Genomic DNA, 19,737 nt, shown 5'->3' on the forward strand with positions numbered 1-19,737 from the left:
CCGCCTTGACGTTTGATCAGCGGTATTCGCCCGCAAACTCTTCGACCTTGGACAGGGCTTCCTTGGTGACGAAGCCCGGGCCAGAGTTGATGTTGTTGCCCGGCAGCACGCCGTAGCGATCATAGTTTGTCAGGATCACAACTGGCAGATAGGCCTGCAGGAAGGGCTGCTGGTCGATGCCCCACTTTATGGTGCCGTCCTTGATGGCCTTGACGATTTCGGTGCCCAGATCGAAGGTGCCGAAATAGAGCGAGCCGGCCGTACCCATTTCCTGCAGCGCCTGGATGGTCGGGTCTGCCGAAGTCGGCCCCAGGGTCAGAACGGCCTGGGTATCAGGATTTGCCGTCAGGTAGGCTTTCACGCGGTTCTTGATTTCGGCCGGGTCCTGGCCGGCATCGATCATGCTGTCGCCCAACTCAATGCCGAGACCATCGGCAAAACCGCGGCAGCGATCGGCCACGACCGTGTTCGAGATGACATGGTTGACGCAGACGAAAGACTTGATCCCGTCGCCCTTGGCGCGCATGCCGGCAGCCAGGCCGGCATCATATTCCGGCTGGCCGACGAACATCAGCGCGCCCACTTCCCGGGTCTGCTCCGGCGTGCCGGAATTCATGATGATGACGTCGATGCCCTGGTCGACAGCGGCCCGGATCGGGCCCGAGAGAACGTCGAAATCGGCGAGCGTGGTGATGATGCCGTCGGGATTAGATGCAGCTGCCTGCTCGATGATGCGGGCCATGTCGGCCAAGTCTCCGGTCGGCGGATTGCGATACTCTACAGTCACGCCCATCTGCTTGCCGGCTAGCGCGATGCCGTTCTTGATGGTGTTCCACCAGCTGTCGCTATCGGGCGCATGGCTGACGAGGATGTAGCGTTCGCCCTCCGCGGAAGCGGCTCCTGCGATCACGAAGGGTGCCGCAACCAGGGTGACGGCCAGTGCGAATGTTTTTGCCAGTTTAGTCATTGTTTCCTCCCAGAGAATGACGGATGCAGCGCGAGGGCGTTGCCGCGCCTGACGATCAGACTACACCAAAGCGGGCCTTTTGCAACCGGTTGCAACATTAGCCTTGTCAATACATGCTGCGCCTCGAGTGTTCCTGCGCTAGAAAGACAGTTCTGAGAGGATTAAATTATGCCGCCGACACTGAAGGATGTTGCAGAAAAAGCCGGCGTGTCGCGTTCCGCCGTGTCGCGTACCTTCACGGAAGGCGCCTCGGTTTCGCCCAGGACCCGCAAGAAAGTGGAGAAGGCGGCGGCCGAGCTCGGTTACAGCCCCAACGCGCTCGCCTCGAGCCTCACCACCGGTCGGACCAAGCTGATTGGACTGGTGTCGAACAACTTCCACAATCCCATTTTTCTCGAAGTGTTCGACCTTTTCACCCTCGGCCTACAAGAACGCGGCCTCCGGCCCCTGCTTGTCAATCTCTCGCAAGAGATCGATCCGGCCAGTTCGGTCCGCATGCTGCGGCAATATTCCGTCGATGGAGTGCTGGTTGCCTCATCGACGCTGCCCCCGGGCTTTTCACTCGCCTTCCGCGATGCCGGCATGCCGGTGGTGCACAGTTTCGGCCGGCATTCCTCCTCGACACAGGTGCATGTGGTCGGGATCGATAATGTGGAAGCGGGGCGCATGGCGGCCCGGGAATTGCTAGCGCGCGGCTATCGCCGCATTGGCTTTCTCGGCGGACCGGAGGCGGCCACCTCGACGCAGGACCGATTAAAGGGCTTCAGCGAGGAATTGGCAAGCCACGCGCTGGTGAACCTTAAGACATCGTTTGCCGATGCCTACAGTTTCGAGGCAGGACGCCGCGAGATGCAGCGCCTACTGCAGTCCAAGCCTGCCGAAGCCTATTTCTGCGGTGACGACGTGTTGTCGATCGGAGCCCTCAGCGCAGTTCGCGAATCCGGGCTGAGGGTGCCGGAGGATCTCGGGATCATGGGGCTCAACGACATGGAGATCGCCGGCTGGGCGAATATCAACCTGACGACCATCCGTCAGCCGGTGCGCCAGATCATCGGCTCGTCAATTGAACTGATTGTCGCAATGCTGGACGAGCCCGAACGCTATCCAGAGGCCAGGCTGTTTCCCTGCACCTTCGTCGAACGAGGTACGCTCAGGCCACGCGCATAGCGACTGCTACGAACCGCATGATCACCCTGCGAGAACTGACCGGCCGGGCAGCGATAGCGGCCCGGCCGGATCGAATCAGCGGAACATTGGCGGGCGCGCATCCATCCATGCACCCATCTGCTTGCCGCTTTCGGCAACCGCAAAGACCGCGGCCATTGAGCGCAATCCGTCCTCGGCGCGCGGATAGAGATTTGCGGCCGGATCCATCGCCCGCCCGTCTTTGCCGGCGCGGATCGCCTCGGCGAGGTCGGAATATATGTTGGCGAAGGCAAGCGGCATGCCTTCGGCATGACCGACTGTCACGCGGCTGCTGCGATCGGCTTCGGGCGACAGATTGCCTTCGCCGCGCTCGATAACCTGCAGGCGCTGGCCGAGTGGCATCCAGTAGAGCTGGTTCGGTTGCTCTTGCGCCCAGCGCAGCCCTCCCTTTTCACCAAAGACCTGCAGCGTCAGCCCATGCTGGCGGCCAATCGCAATGGACGAGGTCCAGAGCCGCCCAACCGTGCCGCCGCTCATGCGGAAATTGACCATGGCATCGTCTTCCAGAACACGGCTCTCGATACAGGATACCGTGTCGGCCGACAGTCTCTCGACCTCCTGCCCGGCGACGAAGCTTGCCAAGTGCATGGCATGAATGCCGCAATCGGCAAATTGTGCCGATACGCCTGCCTGTGACGGATCATACCGCCAGCGCACCCGGGGGTTTTCAGCATCGGCAGCATCGGCATGATGACCATGGGCGAATTCGGCCTTGACGAGGCGGATGCGTCCGAGATCGCCGCGGGCCACCATGGCACGCATGTGGCGGACCAGCGAATAACCGGTATAGCCGTAATTAACCGCGCAGATCCGTCCGCTCGCCCGGGCGAGCTTCACGATCTCCTCGCCTTCCTCGACGGTCATGGTCATGGGCTTTTCGCACAGCACATGAAAACCATGCTCCAGAAAGGCCTTGGTGATCTCAAAATGCGTGGCGTTCGGCGTGGCGACGGTGACGAGATCAACTCGATCGGCGCGATCCTTCTCGCCGGCCAGCATTTCCTTCCAGTCACCATAAGCTCGCTCCGGTGCAATGCCGAGGCTTTCGGCAAAAGCGCGCCCCTCGTCAGCGCGGTGGTCCAGCGCGCCGGCAACAAAGTCGAATTGCCCGTCCAGTCCCGCGCCCAGTCGATGCGCCGGTCCGATCTGGCTGCCCTTGCCGCCGCCGATCATTCCCCAATTCAGTTTCGCCATTATGCCCGTTCCTAGTTGAAGCCGATCGATTCAAGATATTCACGATTGAGTCGGGCGTCATCGACGGGGCGCACATCGAGCGTCGGATCGCAATCCTGCTCGACAGTGCACCAGCCGTTGAAGCCGGCATCGAGCAGTACCTGGCGCACGGCCGGAAAATCGACGTCGCCCTGCCCGAGGTTGCAGAAGATGCCCTGGCCGCAGGCCTCGTAGAAGCCGGTGCGATTTTCGATAGCGCGAGCCTTCACCTGCGGATCAATATCTTTGAAATGCATATAGGAAATCCGGTCGATATGCCGTTTCATAAAGGCCACGGGATCAAAGCCCGCATAGGAATGATGGCCGGTATCGAAGCAGATCTTCAGCACGCTTTCGTCGACCTCGTCGAGAAGCCGTTCCAGTTCGGGTTCGAAATCAATGAAGCCTGCCGCATGCGCATGGATACCCACGGTGAGGCCGTATTCCTCGGCCCCGATGCGTGCCGATGTGGCGATGCGATCGCGAAAGGAAGCCCATTCGGCTGCATCCATCTGCTCGGCCTCGCGGGCACGGCCGGCGGTGGGCGCCCGGCGCGGGCTGATGCTGTCGATCAGCACCAGATGCCGTGCGCCGTGGGCGACAAGCGCCTTGCAGGTGCGGTGCGTGGCATTGAGGACATCGTCCCACGCCTCCGGATCATGATAGGCGCGGAACACCACGCCGCCGATCAGCTGCAGATCGAGTTCCGTCAGCGCAGGCCCGAGGATGGCCGGATCTTCCGGCATGAAGCCGACCGGGCCGAGTTCGATGCCCTTGTAGCCTGCGGCCGCGCAGTCGGCGAGCACGGATTGCCAGGTCGGGTTGCGAGGATCGGAGGCGAATTCCACACCCCAGGAGCAGGGCGCGTTGCCGATACGAATGGACATATCCGGTGAGACCTTTCTTTGAATCAAGCCTTGCCGACTGCCTGCCAGCGTTTCGCGTCCGAGGAGGCCCAGGCCGCCTCGACTACCTCCAGCACGGCAAGGCCGTCGCGGAAGCTCGGCCAGATGGACTGGCCGGTGTCGATGGCCTGCAGGAAATCACGGGCCTCGATGATGATCTGGTCCTGGTAGCCGGTGCCATGGCCGGGGCCGAGACAGAAGGATTTGTAGTCGGGATGGGCGGGGCCGGTCAGGATTTTGACATAGCCGCGCGTCGCTTCCGGCCCGTCGGCCCGGTAGAGCCAGAGCGCGTTTTGATCTTCCTGGTCGAAGCGGATCGCACCCTTCGTGCCGGTGATTTCATAGGCATAGCCCATCTTGCGACCGGTCGCGATGCGGCTGAAATGCAATTGCCCCATGGCGCCATTGTCGAAACGGCACATCATCTGGGCCTGGTCATCGTTGCTCACGGTGCCACCCGGACGCGTGCCATGTACGGTCTCGATCTCGGCAACCACGCTCGTGATCGGACCAACCAAGGCGAGTGCCGCGTTGATCATGTGCGGCGCGAGATCACCCATTGTGCCATTGGCACGGCCGGTCGTGCGCCAGGTCGCGGGGGCCTGCGGGTCGGCGTAGAAATCTTCCGTATGCTCGCCCCGGAACCAGGTGATAGTGCCGATTTCACCAGCGGCGATCATCTGCCTTGCAAACTGACTGGCGGGGGTCCGAATGTAATTATAGCCGACCATGTTGACGGCGCCTGAACTTGCCGCGGCCGCGACCATGGATCTCGCATCGGCAAGGTTTGCGCCCATCGGTTTTTCGCAGAAAACGGGCTTGCAGCGCGTAAAGGCTGCCTCGGCGATCTCGCGATGGTGCGACTGGGGGGTGGCAATGACGATGGCCTCGACCTTCGGATCGCTCACGAGTTCGCGCCAGTCAGCTGTGGCGCGGGCAAAGCCGAAGGCCTGGCGATAGCTCTCCGCCGAAACGGGCGTGCTGGCGCAAATCATCTCCAATCGCGGTCGTAGGCGCGTGTCAAACACCGCTCCGACAGCGGCCATGGCGACCGAGTGCGCCTTGCCCATATAGCCGCCACCGACGATGCCGATCCCAATCTCTGTCATTTTGCGCCGCCTCGTTTAAAATCTGTTTGCAACCGGTTGCAAATTTTGTATCGTCAGATCAGGTTTTGCACAAGATGGTTTTGTGCGGAGCCTGAAAATTATGCGTCATGCAAGGAACAGGCTCGCCATGACTGAAGGTACGATCAGGCTCACCACGGCTCAGGCGATCATCCGCTACCTGGCGGCACAGTTCATCGAGATCGACGGACAGGAGCGTCACCTGTGCGGCGGCGGCTTCGGCATTTTCGGGCATGGTAATGTGACCTGCCTCGGCGAGGCGCTCTATCCGCTTCAGGCCGAACTGCCGCTTTATCGCGGCCAGAACGAGCAGAGCATGGGCTTTGCCGCCGCCGCCTATGCCAAGCAATGGCTGCGGCAGCGCTTCATGTTCTGTACGGCGAGCGCCGGACCGGGCACCGCCAACCTGCTGACCAGCGCAGCACTCGCGCATGCCAATCGCTTGCCGGTGCTGCTTCTGTGCGGTGATACCTTCCTCACCCGCCTGCCCGACCCAGTGCTGCAGCAGATGGAGCACTACGGCGATCCGAGCCTCGGTCTCAACGATGCGTTCAAATCCGTCAGCCGCTATTGGGACCGCATCACCCATCCGGCGCAGGTGTTGCAGAGCCTGCCGGCTGCGATTGCCACGCTGATCGATCCGGCCGATTGCGGGCCGGCCTTTCTCGGCCTGCCGCAGGATGTCCAGGGCTGGGTCTATGACTATCCGGAGGCCTTTTTCGAAAAGCGCATCAACCGGATCCGCCGGCAGATGCCGGATGCGGAAGAACTGTCCGAAGCCGCCCGGCTGCTGCGGTCAGCGCAACGGCCCGTCATCATCGCGGGCGGCGGGGTGCAATATTCGCGAGCGGTCGCCGAGTTGACGCGCTTTGCCGAAGCACACGCCATTCCCGTGATCGAAACCATTGCCGGGCGGGCCAATCTGCTGTCGACGCATCCGCTCAATATCGGCCCGGTCGGCGTAACCGGATCGACCAGCGCCAACCAGGTGGCGGAAGCAGCCGATGTGATCTTGTCCGTAGGCTGCCGGCTGCAGGATTTCACCACGGGCTCTTGGACAGCCTTTTCCAAGACGGCCCGGCTGATCTCAATGAATGTTGCCCGGCATGATGCCGGCAAGCATCGTGCCCTGCCGGTCGTGGGAGATGCGAAGCTGGGGCTTGAGGCACTTTCCTCGACGCTGGACGGATATAGATCCCCAGACGGATGGACCGCTGCAGCCAAGGAGGCCCGGGGGCGATGGGACGTTTACGTCGCGGGCAATGTGGCCGCCGGCAACCGGCCCAATTCTTATGCTCAGGCGATCGGCGTAGTAAATGCGCTTTGCGATCCGCGTGACCGCATCGTCGCTGCGGCCGGCGGCTTGCCGGCGGAGGTGACCGCGAATTGGCGCACGCTCGAGATCGGAACTGTCGATGTCGAATTCGGTTTCAGCTGCATGGGCTACGAGATCGCGGGCGGCTGGGGTGCACGCATCGCCCAGTGCGAGCGCGAGCCGGACAACGACACGATCGTCTTCACCGGAGACGGCTCCTATCTACTGATGAACTCCGACATCTATTCCTCGGTGCTCACGGGCAAGAAGCTGATCATCCTGGTGCTGGACAATGGCGGCTTTGCCGTCATCAACAAATTGCAAAACAATACGGGCCAGCCGAGCTTCAATAACCTGTTCATCGACTGCCCAACGGTTGCCGAGCCCTTTCGGGTGGATTTCGAGGCTCATGCACGGGCCATGGGTGCGATTGCCGAAACGGTTGCCAATCCGGCAGAACTTGCCGAGGCCTTCAAGCGCGCCAAGGCGGCCGAGCGTACCAGCGTAATCTGCATGACGGTCGACGCCTATGAGGGCTGGACGACCGAGGGCCATACCTGGTGGGAAGTCGGCACGCCGGCGGTCTCGCGGGACCCGCGGGTGGCGCTGGCCCACGAGGACTGGGAATCCTCCCGCCACAAGCAGCGGCAGGGCATCTGACATGAACCTTTCCGGCAACCGATTCCTGGTCATCGGCCGGGCCGGCATGGACCTCTATGCCGATCCGCCCAATACGCGCAGCGAGGATGCAACGCAATTTTCGGCGAGCCTTGGCGGTTCTTCAGCCAACATCGCCGTGGCGCTTGCCCGGCATGGCGGTTCCTGCAGCCTTGTCACCTGCGTTTCCGACGATGCAGTGGGGCGCTTCTGCCTGAACCAGCTCGACCATTACGGCATCGATCGCCGCCATGTGCGGGCCGTTGGCGGCGAGGCACGCAATTCACTGGCGGTGGTGGAAACGCGGATAGAGGATCACCAATCGGTCATCTACCGCAACGGCGCTGCCGACTTCGAGATGTCGGAGGCGGATGTCCTGGGCATTGACTATGCCGCTTATTCCGCACTGATCACCACCGGCACGGTGCTCGCCGCCGAACCGTCCCGCGGCGCGGCCTTCCGCAGCTTCGAAATGGCGCGCGCTGCCGGCCTGCCGCTGATCTTCGATGTCGACTACCGTCCCTACAGTTGGCCATCGCCTGAGGTCGCCGCGCAGACCTATTCGCGCGCCGCTGCACAATGCGACGTGATCGTCGGCAATGACGTCGAATTCGGCTTTATGGCCGGCGACTATTCAAAGGGTCTCGACAAAGCCCGCAGCCTTGTGCGCAACGGTGCAGGCATTGTGATATACAAGATGGGCGAAGGCGGAGCGATTACCATCACGCCAAGGGAAGAGATCCGCAGTGGCGTTTTCCCTGTCAGGGCCATCAAGCCGACAGGAGCCGGAGACAGCTTTCTGGGCGGCCTCGTTGCCGCACTTGCCGCGGGCTTCAGCTTACGCGATGCCGTGCTCCGAGGCTCGGCCTGTGCCGCCATCGTGGTCAGCCGCGTCGGCTGCGCCCCTGCCATGCCCACCACCGCCGAGCTTGAACAGTTCCTCGCCACCCATCCAAGCCCGAACGAGGCCTGAAAGGACGCGCGCATGCACATCGCCCCCTTCGACAACCAGAACATGCCGATCGTCGATATCGACGATCCGACCGTTCCGCTCAACTATTTCAACATCGTCAAGATGAAGAAGGGCGAGAGCTTCCATTACCAAGTACCGGGCTTCGAAACGGGCATCGTTCCGGCAACGGGGTCAGTCGACATTTCGGTCGAAGGGGTATCGTTCGCCGCGATCGGCAAGCGCGGCGTCGACGTATGGGACGGCGAGCCGGAAGGAGTCTACATCCCCTCGGGGGCCAGCGTGACGATCACCTGTGTCTCCGACACGACCGAAACCTTCATTGCCGGCGCACGCTATGACAAAGTCCTCGATCCGTTCGAGGTACGCGCCGCCGATATCGACATGGTGCAGTATGGGTCTGACGACACCAAGACCCATCGCAAAATCAAGCATATACTGGGCACGAAATACAATGGCCGCGTGGGACGCCTGCTGGTCAGTGAGCTATTCACGGTCGGTCAGGGCGGCTGGTCTGGCTTTCCGAGCCACAAACATGACACGGATCGTCTCCCGCTGGAGACCCGCCACGACGAGACCTACAATTTCCGCTTCCGTCCGGATTATGGCTCGGGCCTGCAGATGTTGCAGCGCGAGGATGGAAAGCCCGGCGATGCCTATCACATCGTCAACGGGTCCACGATCTGCCTTGACCATGGCTACCATCCTTGCTGCGTGCTGCCGGGCTACGAGATGTATTATTTCACCATCCTCGCCGGTCTCAGCCAGCGCAGTCTGGTGCAGTATTTCCAGCCGAGCCATGCGGCCCAGCTGGAAACCATTCCCGGCATCAAAGACATGATCGCAAAGTTCAAATGAGCCTCGTGACTCTGGCCGACGTCCTACAGCCCGCCCTCAGACAGGGATATGCCGTGGCCGGCCTGGTGACACTCGGCTGGGAAGACATGTGCGCCTTCGTGGCGGCAGCCGAAGCCGAGCAGTGCCCAGTGATACTGCAGGCCGGGCCCGGCTGCCGCGCCCATACGCCGCTGCCCGTTCTTGGCGCGATGTTCCGGCATCTGGCAGAATCGGCCGGAGTACCGGTGGTCGCCCATCTCGATCACGGGTACTCGCTTGCAGAATGCCGGCAGGCTGTAGATTGCGGCTTCACCTCGTTGATGTTCGATGGATCGCGCATGCCGCTCAACCAGAACATCGACGAGACCGCCGCGATTGCCGAACTAGCTCATGCGGCGGGATTGTCCTGCGAAGGCGAGATCGGATTTGTTGGCTATGCTGGCGGTGAGGGATCGGCGGGCACCGACCCGCAGGAGGCGTCGCGCTTTGCCTCCGAGACCGGTGTCGATGCCATGGCGATATCGGTTGGCAATGTGCACCTCCAGCAAACAAGGATGAGCGGTGGTCTCGACGTGACACGCATCCGCGCCATCGAGGCGGTGACACAGGTGCCGTTGGTCATCCACGGCGGATCAGGCGTACCGATTGACCAGCGCATCGACCTGTCTCGCCATTCCAACATCTGCAAGTTCAACATCGGAACCGAGTTGAGGATGGTCTTTGGGAAAGCGCTACGTGAGGCCGTCAATCGTGACGCGGACCGCTTCGATCGTATCGCGATCCTGCGGGAGACCCACGGGCCGCTGGTTGAAGCCACCCGCAGCATCCTGCGCGCATTCAAAGCGAGGCGCTCTTGAAGGGCATTGGTGCATCGATTGAACCGCCCCAGATTTGGCGAAGATTTCAATTCTTAAGACGTAGGATCTCCAACAATCAAGACGACGAGCGAATTCCCCCGTGAGGTCTGCTCTGCTCCCCGAAAACTGGAGGGAAAGTGGGTCAAAAGTCACCCCGGGCGACGAGCCGGCAAGCCTCAAGGCCATGGTGACGTCGCCAATTTTATGGCCTTGATGGATGTGATCGACGTGCTGCAGCACCAGTTTGTCGCCGCAGCCCAGAACGATCTCATGGCGCGCATTGCGTCCGGTGAGCTCGCCATCGAGCAGAAACGCAAAAAGCTCCTCGTGGCTTATGCGAAGAGCTTTTGGGTGAGTATCCCGAGAGGGAAAATTTGCAAGTTTTGCTAGTTGCGGGGGCATGATTGCACCGAGACCTGAATAAAGCTCGCTTCGAGAGCGTCCCAAAACAGTCGTTTTGGGAGCCGCGCAGAATTATGGAACCAGGGAACAGTGCCGATGCCGTGGAATCCGTTGATGTTGGTGAGCCGAAGGCAGATGACAACTTGTGTATCGATTGCACCGAAGAAGGAATGGGCATCGTTTTGATCCAAGGCGAGGCAGAACTCTGCATTCTATCCGCCGATGCCCTCAACCGCAGCCCGATGACTGTACCCACCGCACGGGGAGCCCGCATGGCAGGCGGCACACCATCAACGCTAGGATTAACAGATCGTCAACCATGGATATTAGGAGTTAGATTTCGGCCTGAACCTCTCCGCCCCTGCTGCTAGTTAACCCATTGGGGGACCATAATACGAGCGAGGGTTGAGTATGAGGTCGGTCAAGATTGTTGCAGGGTTGGTCATCTTGTTCCTTGCACTGTTTGTCATCGTGAGAGAGCAGACCGCCGGTGTCAGCGCTGACGCATTCATCAACGCGCGACTTACGACCACGCGGGCACCGATCTCGGGGACGTTCGATGCGATATCGCGACCGCTCGGCGCAAGGGTCAATGTGGGCGATAGTCTGGGAACGATCGCCGATCCACTCGTCGACAATGTGAGGCTCTCCGACCTCCAGCAACAGCGGATGGCAACCAAGGCCGAGCTGGATCGGCTGACGAAGACCGCAGAGGGTCTGGCCGTATCGATCGAGGAACTCGGCAGCCGTGCGCAAAGCTATCGGCGTGAGCGTATCCAGCAGTTGCAGGCGCAGATCGACGGGGCGGAAGCCTCTGCAAACGCAGCGGAGGCCAGACTGCGATATGCGCGCCTCAGCCTCGAACGGTCCGATCGTCTGAGCGACCAGGGTGTTCGAACCGGCGAGGCGCTTGAACAATCACGCTCGCTCGCGGAAGTCGCCGAACTGGATCTGGTGAGTGCGCAGGAGACGGTCCGCGTCGCGCGGATCAATCTGGCGGCTGCCGAACGCGGCATTTTTCTCGGTGACGGTTACAATGATGCGCCTTATTCCGAACAGCGCGTGTCCGAACTGGAGGTGGCCAGGGATCAGCTGCAAGCCAGTGCGGCAGCTCAGGCAACTGTCCTGGAGGCCCTGGATTTGCGGATCCGGGCCGAGCAGGTGCGCGTCAACCGGCTGAACTCCGCTTCTCTTCAAGCCAATGTCTCCGGCCTGATCTGGGACTATCTCGCCATTTCCGGCGAGACGGTACAACGCGGGCAGGATCTCCTCAGCCTTGTCGATTGCCAGTCGACCATCGTCACTTTATCCGTCACCGAGCGTGTCTACAATCAGATCACGCTGGGCAGCACGGCTCAATTCAGGATGAACGGCAGCGACCGGCTTCTGCCGGGCCTCGTCACCCGCGTTGCGGGTTCCGGTGCATCGACCGTCTATGAGAACCTCGCAATCGCCCCGAGCGAGCGCCATCTGGAACGCTTCGACGTCACCCTTGATGTCCCCGCACTCCGTCAGGAACCAGAGCTGCGCTGCCTGATCGGACGCACCGGCAGGGTCTTCTTCGAGGAGAGGCCGCTCGACTGGCTGCGGCGGATGTGGACCTGAAGATGGGTGGCCTCCTATACGGTGGCGAGCTTTGGTCTGCGGCCATGTTATGCATGGTTGTCTTCGGCCTGGCTTTGGTCAGTTCGGCCCTCCTGGATCGCACAAGCACCTGGCACAGGAGCATGCTGTTTCTCGTGAGCGGAGCCCTGACCCTGCGCTATCTGTTCTGGCGGTCGACCGAGACTTTGGCACCGGCGGCCTGGTCTTGGGAATGTCTTTTCAGCTGGGCATTCTTTGGCCTGGAAGCGGCAGCCGGTCTTTCGTCTTTAAGCGCCTTCCTCATCTTGAGCCGGACCCGCTCCCGCAGTCTCGAGGTCGATCATAACCGCGACTGGTGGGGAGAGGCCCCACCCAAGGTGGCGGTTCTGATCGCAACCTACAATGAAGACCGCACCGTTCTCGAACGGACCATCATCGGCGCCAAATCGAGCAGCCACCCCCATTGCGACGTCATTGTGCTCGACGACGGGAGGAGGCCGTGGCTGGAGCAGTTCTGCTTGCTGCAAAACGTCAGATACGTGCAGCGACCAGACAACAAGGGCTCAAAAGCCGGCAACATCAACCACGCTCTTTCACTACTTGCGACCGAGGGGGATCATCCCGACTTCGTTGCGGTCCTAGATGCTGATTTCGTTCCGCATACGAACTTCGTCCCACGGGCGCTTGCCCTGTTCCACCACCCGGACATCGGGCTGGTTCAGACACCCCAGCACTTTTTCAATCCCGATCCGATCCAGCACAATCTCGGCCTCAGCCGCTCCTATCCCGACGAACAACGGTTCTTCTTCGACCATCTCCAGCCCAGCCGCGATGCCTGGGGCATCGCCTTTTGCTGCGGCACGTCTTCCGTCGTCCGGTGGCAGGCGCTGCAGAAGGTGGGCGGCTTTCCGACGGAGAGCGTCACCGAAGACTTCATGCTGACGCTTGTCCTGCAGGAGGCCGGCTACAGAACCGTCTATCTGAACGAAGCCTTGACCGAAGGCCTCGCCCCGGAAGGACTGAAGGAATATGTGACACAGCGCGCCCGCTGGTGCCTCGGCCTCATGCAGATTGCCCGTAGCCGCCTTGGCCCCTTGGGACAAAACGGTCTGCGACTGCGCGATCGATGGAGCGTGGCCGATTCCGTGATCTTCTGGCTCAGCACGTTTTCGTTTCGTCTGGCAGCAGTCACATTTCCCCTGCTCTACTGGTTCTTCAACATCACCGTCGTCGACGCGAACGTTCCTGACATCATCGCCTATTTCACGCCCTACTACATCTGGGTGCTATTCTCGCTCAACTTCGTCTCTGGTGGCCTTATCGTCCCCGTCGTCAATGACGTCAGTCAGTTGCTGGGCGCGATCCCGATCACGAGGGCAGCGATTGTCGGGCTGGTCAAGCCGAAGGGCCATCCATTCAGCGTCACGGCAAAGGGCGGGGATCGAACCAAGGTCGTGATCCAGTGGCGCTTGATGATGCCCTTTCTCGCCTTGTTCGCGGCAACGGTCCTTGGACTCGTTATCGGGATTTTCAGCGATCGCTTCGCCTTCAGCGACGCAGGTGAAGGCAAGGCCGTGATACTTTTCTGGACCATCTACAATCTGTTCATCCTGATGGTCACACTGGCCGTTTGTGTCGAACTTCCGCGTGTCGAACAGCATCTGGCGGACAATCCGGAGCGCTGCATCATCCTGTACGAAGGACGCCTCAAGCGCGTATGGTTGACCGACCTGACCCAGGGCACGGCTCGCATTCGGGGCCTGGCGCTGAAACCCGGCGCGCCGCTCGAGATCAAGTTTCGAGACCTCGGAGACATGCCCGCGCACGTACTCGAAGCCCGGGGCGACGGATCCTTGCTTTCCCTCGAACTTTCCGATGTGCAGTATGAACTGCTGCTGAAGCGGCTCTATGTCGAAGGTGTCGTCCCCAGCATCACCTCTACCAAGCTGAGCGCAATCGTCAGTGCCGTCTTCAAGCGCGCCAGTCGCCTATGATCAAGGATCTCGATCATGCCTGTGGCTATCCGCCTGCAATCTCGCCAATGCTGCACTGAGCATGCTCATTTCACGGGTACGCTTGCTTTCCATCGGATAGGTATCTTTGCCGTCGGCAATCTCGATTGCGTTGGCGGCCAGGCGTGAGAATGGCCTGACAAAGGCAACGACGTAAAAGGCTGTGAGCAGCAGCAAGATGGTCGCCATGCCCAAGAGCCGGACAATGAGATAATCCGACATCTGCCGGGCCGGCACGGTCGCCTCACGACCGTCAATACGCGCGACGATGTTCCATCCGAATTTCGGCAGATCGTTATAGGAGAGCTCCGGGACCGTCAGCGTGAAATACCACTCTCCGTCCGGCCAGCGCTCGAGACTGGTCCCGAGTACACCGGCACGCGCGCGCTGCAGACTGCCCAATCCGGAAAGATCAGGAAGATCTGAAACCGACGAGGCAGAGGTTTCGCCATTGGCACCGACAAGGACTATGTCCACGTTCAAGGCTTGTGAAAGCTCGTCGATCAGCCGCTTCATCCAGGAGACGTCGAGGTGCAAACCGAGCACGCCGCGAACGGCACCGGTCTGATCGACAAACGGAACGGCGAAGTCGATGAAGCGAATGGGTTCATCCTGGCGACGCAACAGCGATGCGAGGAGCACGGCCTCGTGCACGTCACCTGCGTATTCGCCCTTCAATCCCTGGCGGAACCACGGTCTCTCCCCGACATCCTGCCCAACGAGGAGCCCATTTGAGGCTGCAATCACTGTTCCATCGGGCTCGGCCAGTCCCGCCCAGGATACGACGCTGCCATCGCCAGCGATCGCATTCAGCCGGTCTTGGAGAACCGGAACTGAGAGCCGGGCAGCTTGGTCACTAACAGCGCTGAGCGCATTCCATTCCCGATAGAGTGCCTGCGCAATCGCGGTCTGTATCCCGCGGGTGCGTGTTTCCAGCGCCTTTTGAAGGCTGGCTTCTTCAAAGGATCTGGCACGCTCACTGATGAGGACATAGGCAATGCCGAGACCGACCACCGCGCTGATCAGGACGAACGCAACGGTGATCGTCGCCAGACTGGGTAGGCGCTTATGCGTGTGGTTCTCGCTCATGGTCAGTTCTCCTATGCCATGCATGTGCATACAGAGACCTAGCGTGCTCTTCGACTGTGGGTTTTTCCCCGCAAGATCATCTGCTTGCCGTCACCGAGCGGCCAACGCGGCAAGCGAGGGTTACGCACCCGCTTCACGAATTGCGATACCCTGTTACCGTCGTCTGGTGGCTCGCGAAACGCGTTTATAGGCCTCGAAAGACCTGGTCTCATCTTTGTCGCCGAAGAGTTCCAAGGCAACGCCTTGCTTAGTCACCGACGGTTGCGCTGACCTAATGCGGCGATTTGCTCACTCCGTCCGCCATCGAAAACCTCTTGCATCCATTGCGGATAGATCAAAGCGAGTTTGCTCACCGCGTCCAGTCGGTCAAGATCAGACCGCTCCAGCTCAATCTTCGTCGCGCCGAGATTTTCTTGCATTTGCTCAACCCGCTTCGCGCCAATAAGTACGGTTGAAACGGTCTTGCGGTGGAGCAACCAAGCCAACGCAATTTGGGCCAGGGATGCGCCATAGGCATCCGCGATGCTGCGCAGTTCGTCGATCAGGTCGTAGGTACGGTCGATATCAAGCGGCGGGAAGGGCACTGTGGTTCGTCGACCCTGCTGATCGCCCTCGGAGTTCCGATCGAACTTGCCACTCAGCATGCCCCCTGCCAATGGGCTCCAACAGACGAGCCCCAATCCGACGGCTGAAACGAGGGGAGCAATTTCATGCTCGATTTCTCTCCCAGCAAGAGAATAGTAGGCCTGCACGCTTGAAAGTGGAGTGAGCCCAAGGCGCTCGGTCACTCCCATGGCCTGTGCGATCTGCCACGCAGCCCAATTCGAAACGCCAATATAGCGCACGGCGCCCTGGCGGACGAGATAGTCGAGTGCGCTCAAGCTTTGTTCCATTGGGGTCAGTGGATCAAAGCCATGGAGCTGGTACAGGTCGACATAATCGAGCTTCATGCGCTTGAGACTGGCGTGAAGGCTATCCAAAATATGCGCTCGTGAGGATCCGCGGTCATTTTGCCCGCCACTCGCTTGTCCAAATGTCTTGGTCGAAACCAAGACGTCGTGCCTTCGTACTCCCAGGTTCCGAAGGGCTGCGCCGGTGATTTCTTCAGACTGGCCACTTGAGTATATGTCCGCTGTGTCGAGCAGGTTCACTCCGGCATCCAACCCGCACCGAATAATCTGCTCGGCGCCAGTCTGATGCACCCCGCCAATCGCACCCCATTGGCTGTTCCCGAATGTCATCGTGCCGAGGCTCAACTCAGACACAAGCAAGCCCGTACGTCCCAACATATTGTAGCGCATCTGATCTCTCTTTCGGGGCAGCAGCAGTTTGCGTGCCATTGAAGAAACTATCTGACTAGGACGAGGGAGCAGTAGCACGTTTCACTCGCATGATTGCACAATCCTCTCCCATCAATGAGTTTCTGATTGTCCTACGTGAGCGGGTGGCCTAGCCAAGGATCCTCTAACCGAAAGAGCCCGGTACAACAGACATGGAACCATTTAAGACGACGATCGAGCATTTGCAGCAGTCTCTGGTAGACGATTTCAAGCGCTGGGCACCAAACGAGGGCGCGACCGTCTCGCAGGTTCCCGGGCTTAGTTTCCACCGTCATCTGTCACCGACAGCCCCTCATGTCGGAATAATGGAAGCTAGTCTGTCGCTGGTCATCACAGGCAGAAAGCGTGTTGTCCTTGGCAACAACACCTATGACTATGGCAGCACGCACTTCCTCATCACGTCAATCGACCTTCCAGTGACAGCCTGGGTCACGCATGCTAGTCCGATTGAGCCTTATCTTGGAACCTTGCTCCGGATAGATCTCAGCGTTGTTCGCACCTTAACCTCGGAGATCAAGTCCAAGAAGCTTGGTGAGGCGACGCCTCTCGGCATAGCTAGCGCAACTGTGACCCCTGATATACTCGAAGCATTGTTCCGTCTGTGCCGGTTGACAGAGCGGCCGAACGAAATTGAGCTCTTTGCTGAGCCCATAAAACGAGAGATCATCTATCGTTTGATCACTAGCTCCGTCGGTTCACGTCTTGTTGCCCTGGCGTCGAAGGACGGAGCCTCCAGCGGGGTTGTCCGGGTGCTGAACTGGCTCAGGCAAAACTTTCGTGAGCGCCGATCAACAGATGATCTGGCCGACATTGCTCGCATGGGCGTGTCGACCTTTCATCGGCACTTCAAAGCCATAACCGACATGAGCCCCGTTCAGTATCGCAAGCATTTGCAACTTAACGAAGCGCGCCGCCTCATGATTGTAACCGGCCTTGACGCGGCATCTGCAGCGTATGATGTCGGGTACGAAAGTCCTGCTCAATTCAGTCGCGAGTACCGTCGCGAATTCGGCCAGCCTCCTATCTCCAGCGTTGTCAGCCTCAGACGGTCGGTCCAGTCTGGAGATTGACCCATTTCTTGTTTAAAGACTGTACTTAGCGGGGCGTCGGGAGCTGTAGCGAGCTAAGGCAGCTGCCGCCTCAAAGCGTTTCCCTCGGCCCGAAAATGGGTATCTGACAATTTATTTAAACACATCACTCAGCGGGAAATACGAAGGTGCTCCACCAGAGCCCTGAGCTTCGGCGCCATGTTGCGTCGGCTAGGGTAATACAGATAGAACCCAGGGAAATGCGGGCAGAAATCTTCTAGAACCGGCACGAGTTCACCGCGGATGATCGCCGGTCGGAAGCTGTCCTCCATGCCAAAACTGATGCCAGCACCAGCGACCGCGAGCTTGATCATCAGCGCCATGTCGGTCGTCGTAAACGTATCGGCCACCGCTACCGAAAACTCCCGCCCGTTTTTCGAGAATTCCCAGCGATAGGGCGCGACATTTGCCGAGAGACGCCAGCCGATACAACGACGGTTCGCAAGTTCAGTTGGGTGTTGCGGCATTCCATGACGCTCAAGATATGCGGGCGAAGCGACAGCCAGTTGGCGCTGCTCACCTGAGACCGGCACTGCGATCATATCTTGGGCGATCACCTCCCCCAGCCTCACACCGGCATCATACCCCTGCGCAACGATGTCGAACTCGTCATCCGTGACGGTGATGTGCAATTTCACATCCGGGTTCTGATCCAGGAAGGTAGCGAGGCGCGGGCCGGAAAGAAAACTTTCGGCGATCGATGACACGGCAAGATTAAGCCGTCCACGCGGGGTTGCACTAAGATTTGCCGCACTGTCCAGCGCGCCCTGCACCTCAAGCAATGCCGGCGCGGCCTCGGCATACAGTCTCTCGCCCGCTTCTGTCAGCGCGACGCTACGGGTTGTGCGATTAACAAGCGCAATACCGAGTGTCTCTTACAGATTACGGATCGTCTGGCTGACGGCTGAACGCGCCACGCCCATGCGATCTGCAGCGGCGCGAAAACTGCGCTCTTCTGCGACAAAGACAAAGACGGCAAGGGCGTTCAAGTCCGGCGGCATTGGTTAGTTTTTCTTCCCTCTGAGTTAAACAGAAAGCGCCTTATCGCAACAATGTCCCAAGTCTATTCTTATTTTCAACATTTAACAGCAAGTGAGAAAATTCATGGACAAGGTTGTTCTCATCACTGGGGCATCGAGTGGTATCGGCGTCGGGATTGCGCGCGAACTTGCCAAGGCAGGTGCAACCGTCGTGCTTGGTGCCCGGCGCACCGACCACCTTGAGAACGTCGCCAAAGAAATTCGGTGGGCCGGTGGCAAGGTCAAGACCTGCAAGGTCGATGTGACCAATCGTGCGGAAGTCGCAGCTTTCGCAGAAGGAGCGGGAGGGGAATACGGTCGCATCGATGTCCTGGTCAACAACGCCGGCGTCATGCCTCTGTGCTGCAGGAGATGAACGCACGCGGTTTCGGACATATCATCAACATTGCTTCTATTGGCGCGCTGTCAGTATCGCCGACCGCAGCCGTTTATTGAGCGACGAAATTCGCTGTTCGGGCAATTTCAGATGGGCTTCGCCAGGAAAACGACAAGCTGCGCGTCACCTGTATACATCCCGGGGTTGTAGCAAGTGAGCCTGCGAACAGCATAACCGATCCGGTGGCGGCTGAAGCGATGAAGTCCTATCGCGCCATTGCGCTCACCCCCGATGCCATCGGCCGCGCCGTACGCTTTGCAATCGAACAGCCCGAAGATGTCGACGTGAACGAAATGGTAGTCCGGCCGACCCGAACCACATTTTGATCAACGGCAGTATGCACGGCTAAATTGACCAAGTGGAGGCTGCGTCATGAGGAGTTTTCTCCCGATTATCATCATCATACTCATTGCCAGTGCTGCAGCTTCGGGCGCACTGGCCCAGAACACAAAAGCAGAGAAAAACATGTCAGCCCAATCGACCAGCAGCCCCCAGGAACAGAACCACTCTTATGTCGGGATGTGGGTCACGGACGATGGTCATATCCACCATGAACTCCTATCAAATGGCCGGTACGACGAAGCCCGCGGCAGTCGTCGTAGTGCTTATCAAGGACGTTATGCCGTCACCGGTAATCACATCGATTACTGGGACGATACCGGCTTCACCGCCGATGGGGTTTTCGTCGACGAGAACACACTTCATCACGCCGGAATGATTTTGCGACGCCAGTGACGTCCAGGGTCCGCGAGG

General features: G+C 59.8%; 16 protein-coding genes and 2 pseudogenes. 11 read left to right on the plus strand and 7 right to left on the minus strand.

Annotated elements, in window-relative coordinates:
* Positions 1–16: 16 nt before the first annotated feature.
* Positions 17–967, minus strand: a complete 951-nt coding sequence (locus E9677_RS17025) for a sugar ABC transporter substrate-binding protein (protein WP_112243146.1) — start codon at positions 965–967, stop codon at positions 17–19.
* 168 nt (positions 968–1,135) lie between these two features.
* Between E9677_RS17025 and E9677_RS17030 the strand changes: the two genes are divergently transcribed.
* Complete coding sequence (locus E9677_RS17030; protein ID WP_136559264.1) at positions 1,136–2,134, plus strand: LacI family DNA-binding transcriptional regulator; 999 nt, start codon at positions 1,136–1,138, stop codon at positions 2,132–2,134.
* Between the two features lie 75 nt (positions 2,135–2,209).
* On the opposite strand, the gene E9677_RS17035 is transcribed toward E9677_RS17030, so the two are convergent.
* From E9677_RS17035 to E9677_RS17045, 3 genes are read right to left on the minus strand one after another with little or no spacing between them, the layout of a single operon-like run.
* Positions 2,210–3,367, minus strand: a complete 1,158-nt coding sequence (locus E9677_RS17035) for a Gfo/Idh/MocA family protein (protein ID WP_136559265.1) — start codon at positions 3,365–3,367, stop codon at positions 2,210–2,212.
* 11 nt (positions 3,368–3,378) lie between these two features.
* A complete protein-coding gene (locus E9677_RS17040; protein WP_136559266.1) occupies positions 3,379–4,272 on the minus strand; it encodes a TIM barrel protein in 894 nt (297 codons plus the stop codon).
* A 23-nt stretch (positions 4,273–4,295) separates the two neighbouring features.
* The gene (locus tag E9677_RS17045) at positions 4,296–5,399 is read right to left on the minus strand and encodes a Gfo/Idh/MocA family protein (protein ID WP_136559267.1); all 1,104 of its coding nucleotides are present in this window, start codon (positions 5,397–5,399) and stop codon (positions 4,296–4,298) included.
* A 127-nt stretch (positions 5,400–5,526) separates the two neighbouring features.
* Here E9677_RS17045 and iolD point away from each other — a divergent pair, with 127 nt between their 5' ends.
* The 7 genes from iolD (at position 5,527) to E9677_RS17080 (ending at position 14,033) form a co-directional block, all read left to right on the plus strand.
* Positions 5,527–7,392 carry a 3D-(3,5/4)-trihydroxycyclohexane-1,2-dione acylhydrolase (decyclizing) gene (gene iolD, locus E9677_RS17050; protein WP_136559268.1) on the plus strand — a complete coding sequence of 622 codons (1,866 nt, stop codon included), beginning with the start codon at positions 5,527–5,529 and terminating at the stop codon, positions 7,390–7,392.
* A gap of 1 nt (position 7,393) precedes the next feature.
* On the plus strand, positions 7,394–8,362 hold the full coding sequence (iolC, locus tag E9677_RS17055; RefSeq protein ID WP_136559269.1) for a 5-dehydro-2-deoxygluconokinase: 969 nt from the start codon (positions 7,394–7,396) through the stop codon (positions 8,360–8,362).
* A 12-nt stretch (positions 8,363–8,374) separates the two neighbouring features.
* Positions 8,375–9,217, plus strand: coding sequence for a 5-deoxy-glucuronate isomerase (locus E9677_RS17060; protein ID WP_136559270.1), 843 nt, complete (start codon positions 8,375–8,377; stop codon positions 9,215–9,217).
* The gene (locus E9677_RS17065; protein ID WP_136559271.1) at positions 9,214–10,053 is read left to right on the plus strand and encodes a class II fructose-bisphosphate aldolase; all 840 of its coding nucleotides are present in this window, start codon (positions 9,214–9,216) and stop codon (positions 10,051–10,053) included. Before E9677_RS17060 ends, E9677_RS17065 begins: the two co-directional genes overlap by 4 nt.
* A gap of 213 nt (positions 10,054–10,266) precedes the next feature.
* Entirely contained in the window at positions 10,267–10,443 is a 177-nt protein-coding gene (locus tag E9677_RS17070) for a hypothetical protein (protein ID WP_168801253.1), read from the plus strand.
* 459 nt (positions 10,444–10,902) lie between these two features.
* Positions 10,903–12,060 carry an HlyD family efflux transporter periplasmic adaptor subunit gene (locus E9677_RS17075; RefSeq protein ID WP_235883009.1) on the plus strand — a complete coding sequence of 386 codons (1,158 nt, stop codon included), beginning with the start codon at positions 10,903–10,905 and terminating at the stop codon, positions 12,058–12,060.
* 122 nt (positions 12,061–12,182) lie between these two features.
* The gene (locus E9677_RS17080) at positions 12,183–14,033 is read left to right on the plus strand and encodes a glycosyltransferase (protein ID WP_235883010.1); all 1,851 of its coding nucleotides are present in this window, start codon (positions 12,183–12,185) and stop codon (positions 14,031–14,033) included.
* Here the strand turns inward: E9677_RS17080 and E9677_RS17085 are convergent, their stop codons facing one another.
* Positions 14,034–15,140: a cache domain-containing protein gene (locus E9677_RS17085; protein ID WP_168801254.1), complete on the minus strand. Its 1,107-nt coding sequence runs from the start codon at positions 15,138–15,140 to the stop codon at positions 14,034–14,036. It lies immediately after the preceding gene.
* Positions 15,141–15,391: 251 nt separating this feature from the next.
* Positions 15,392–16,441: an aldo/keto reductase gene (locus tag E9677_RS17090; protein ID WP_136559276.1), complete on the minus strand. Its 1,050-nt coding sequence runs from the start codon at positions 16,439–16,441 to the stop codon at positions 15,392–15,394.
* Positions 16,442–16,632: 191 nt separating this feature from the next.
* Between E9677_RS17090 and E9677_RS17095 the strand changes: the two genes are divergently transcribed.
* Complete coding sequence (locus E9677_RS17095) at positions 16,633–17,550, plus strand: AraC family transcriptional regulator (protein WP_136559277.1); 918 nt, start codon at positions 16,633–16,635, stop codon at positions 17,548–17,550.
* A 128-nt stretch (positions 17,551–17,678) separates the two neighbouring features.
* Here E9677_RS17095 and E9677_RS17100 read toward each other — a convergent pair.
* Positions 17,679–18,569 (minus strand): annotated as a pseudogene (locus tag E9677_RS17100) (LysR family transcriptional regulator).
* A gap of 103 nt (positions 18,570–18,672) precedes the next feature.
* Here E9677_RS17100 and E9677_RS17105 point away from each other — a divergent pair.
* Positions 18,673–19,310, plus strand: a pseudogene (locus tag E9677_RS17105) (SDR family oxidoreductase).
* Positions 19,311–19,356: 46 nt separating this feature from the next.
* Positions 19,357–19,719, plus strand: coding sequence for an Atu4866 domain-containing protein (locus E9677_RS17110; RefSeq protein WP_136559278.1), 363 nt, complete (start codon positions 19,357–19,359; stop codon positions 19,717–19,719).
* Positions 19,720–19,737 lie beyond the last annotated feature (18 nt).

The organism is Peteryoungia rhizophila (assembly GCF_004912145.1).
GTDB lineage: Bacteria > Pseudomonadota > Alphaproteobacteria > Rhizobiales > Rhizobiaceae > Allorhizobium > Allorhizobium rhizophilum.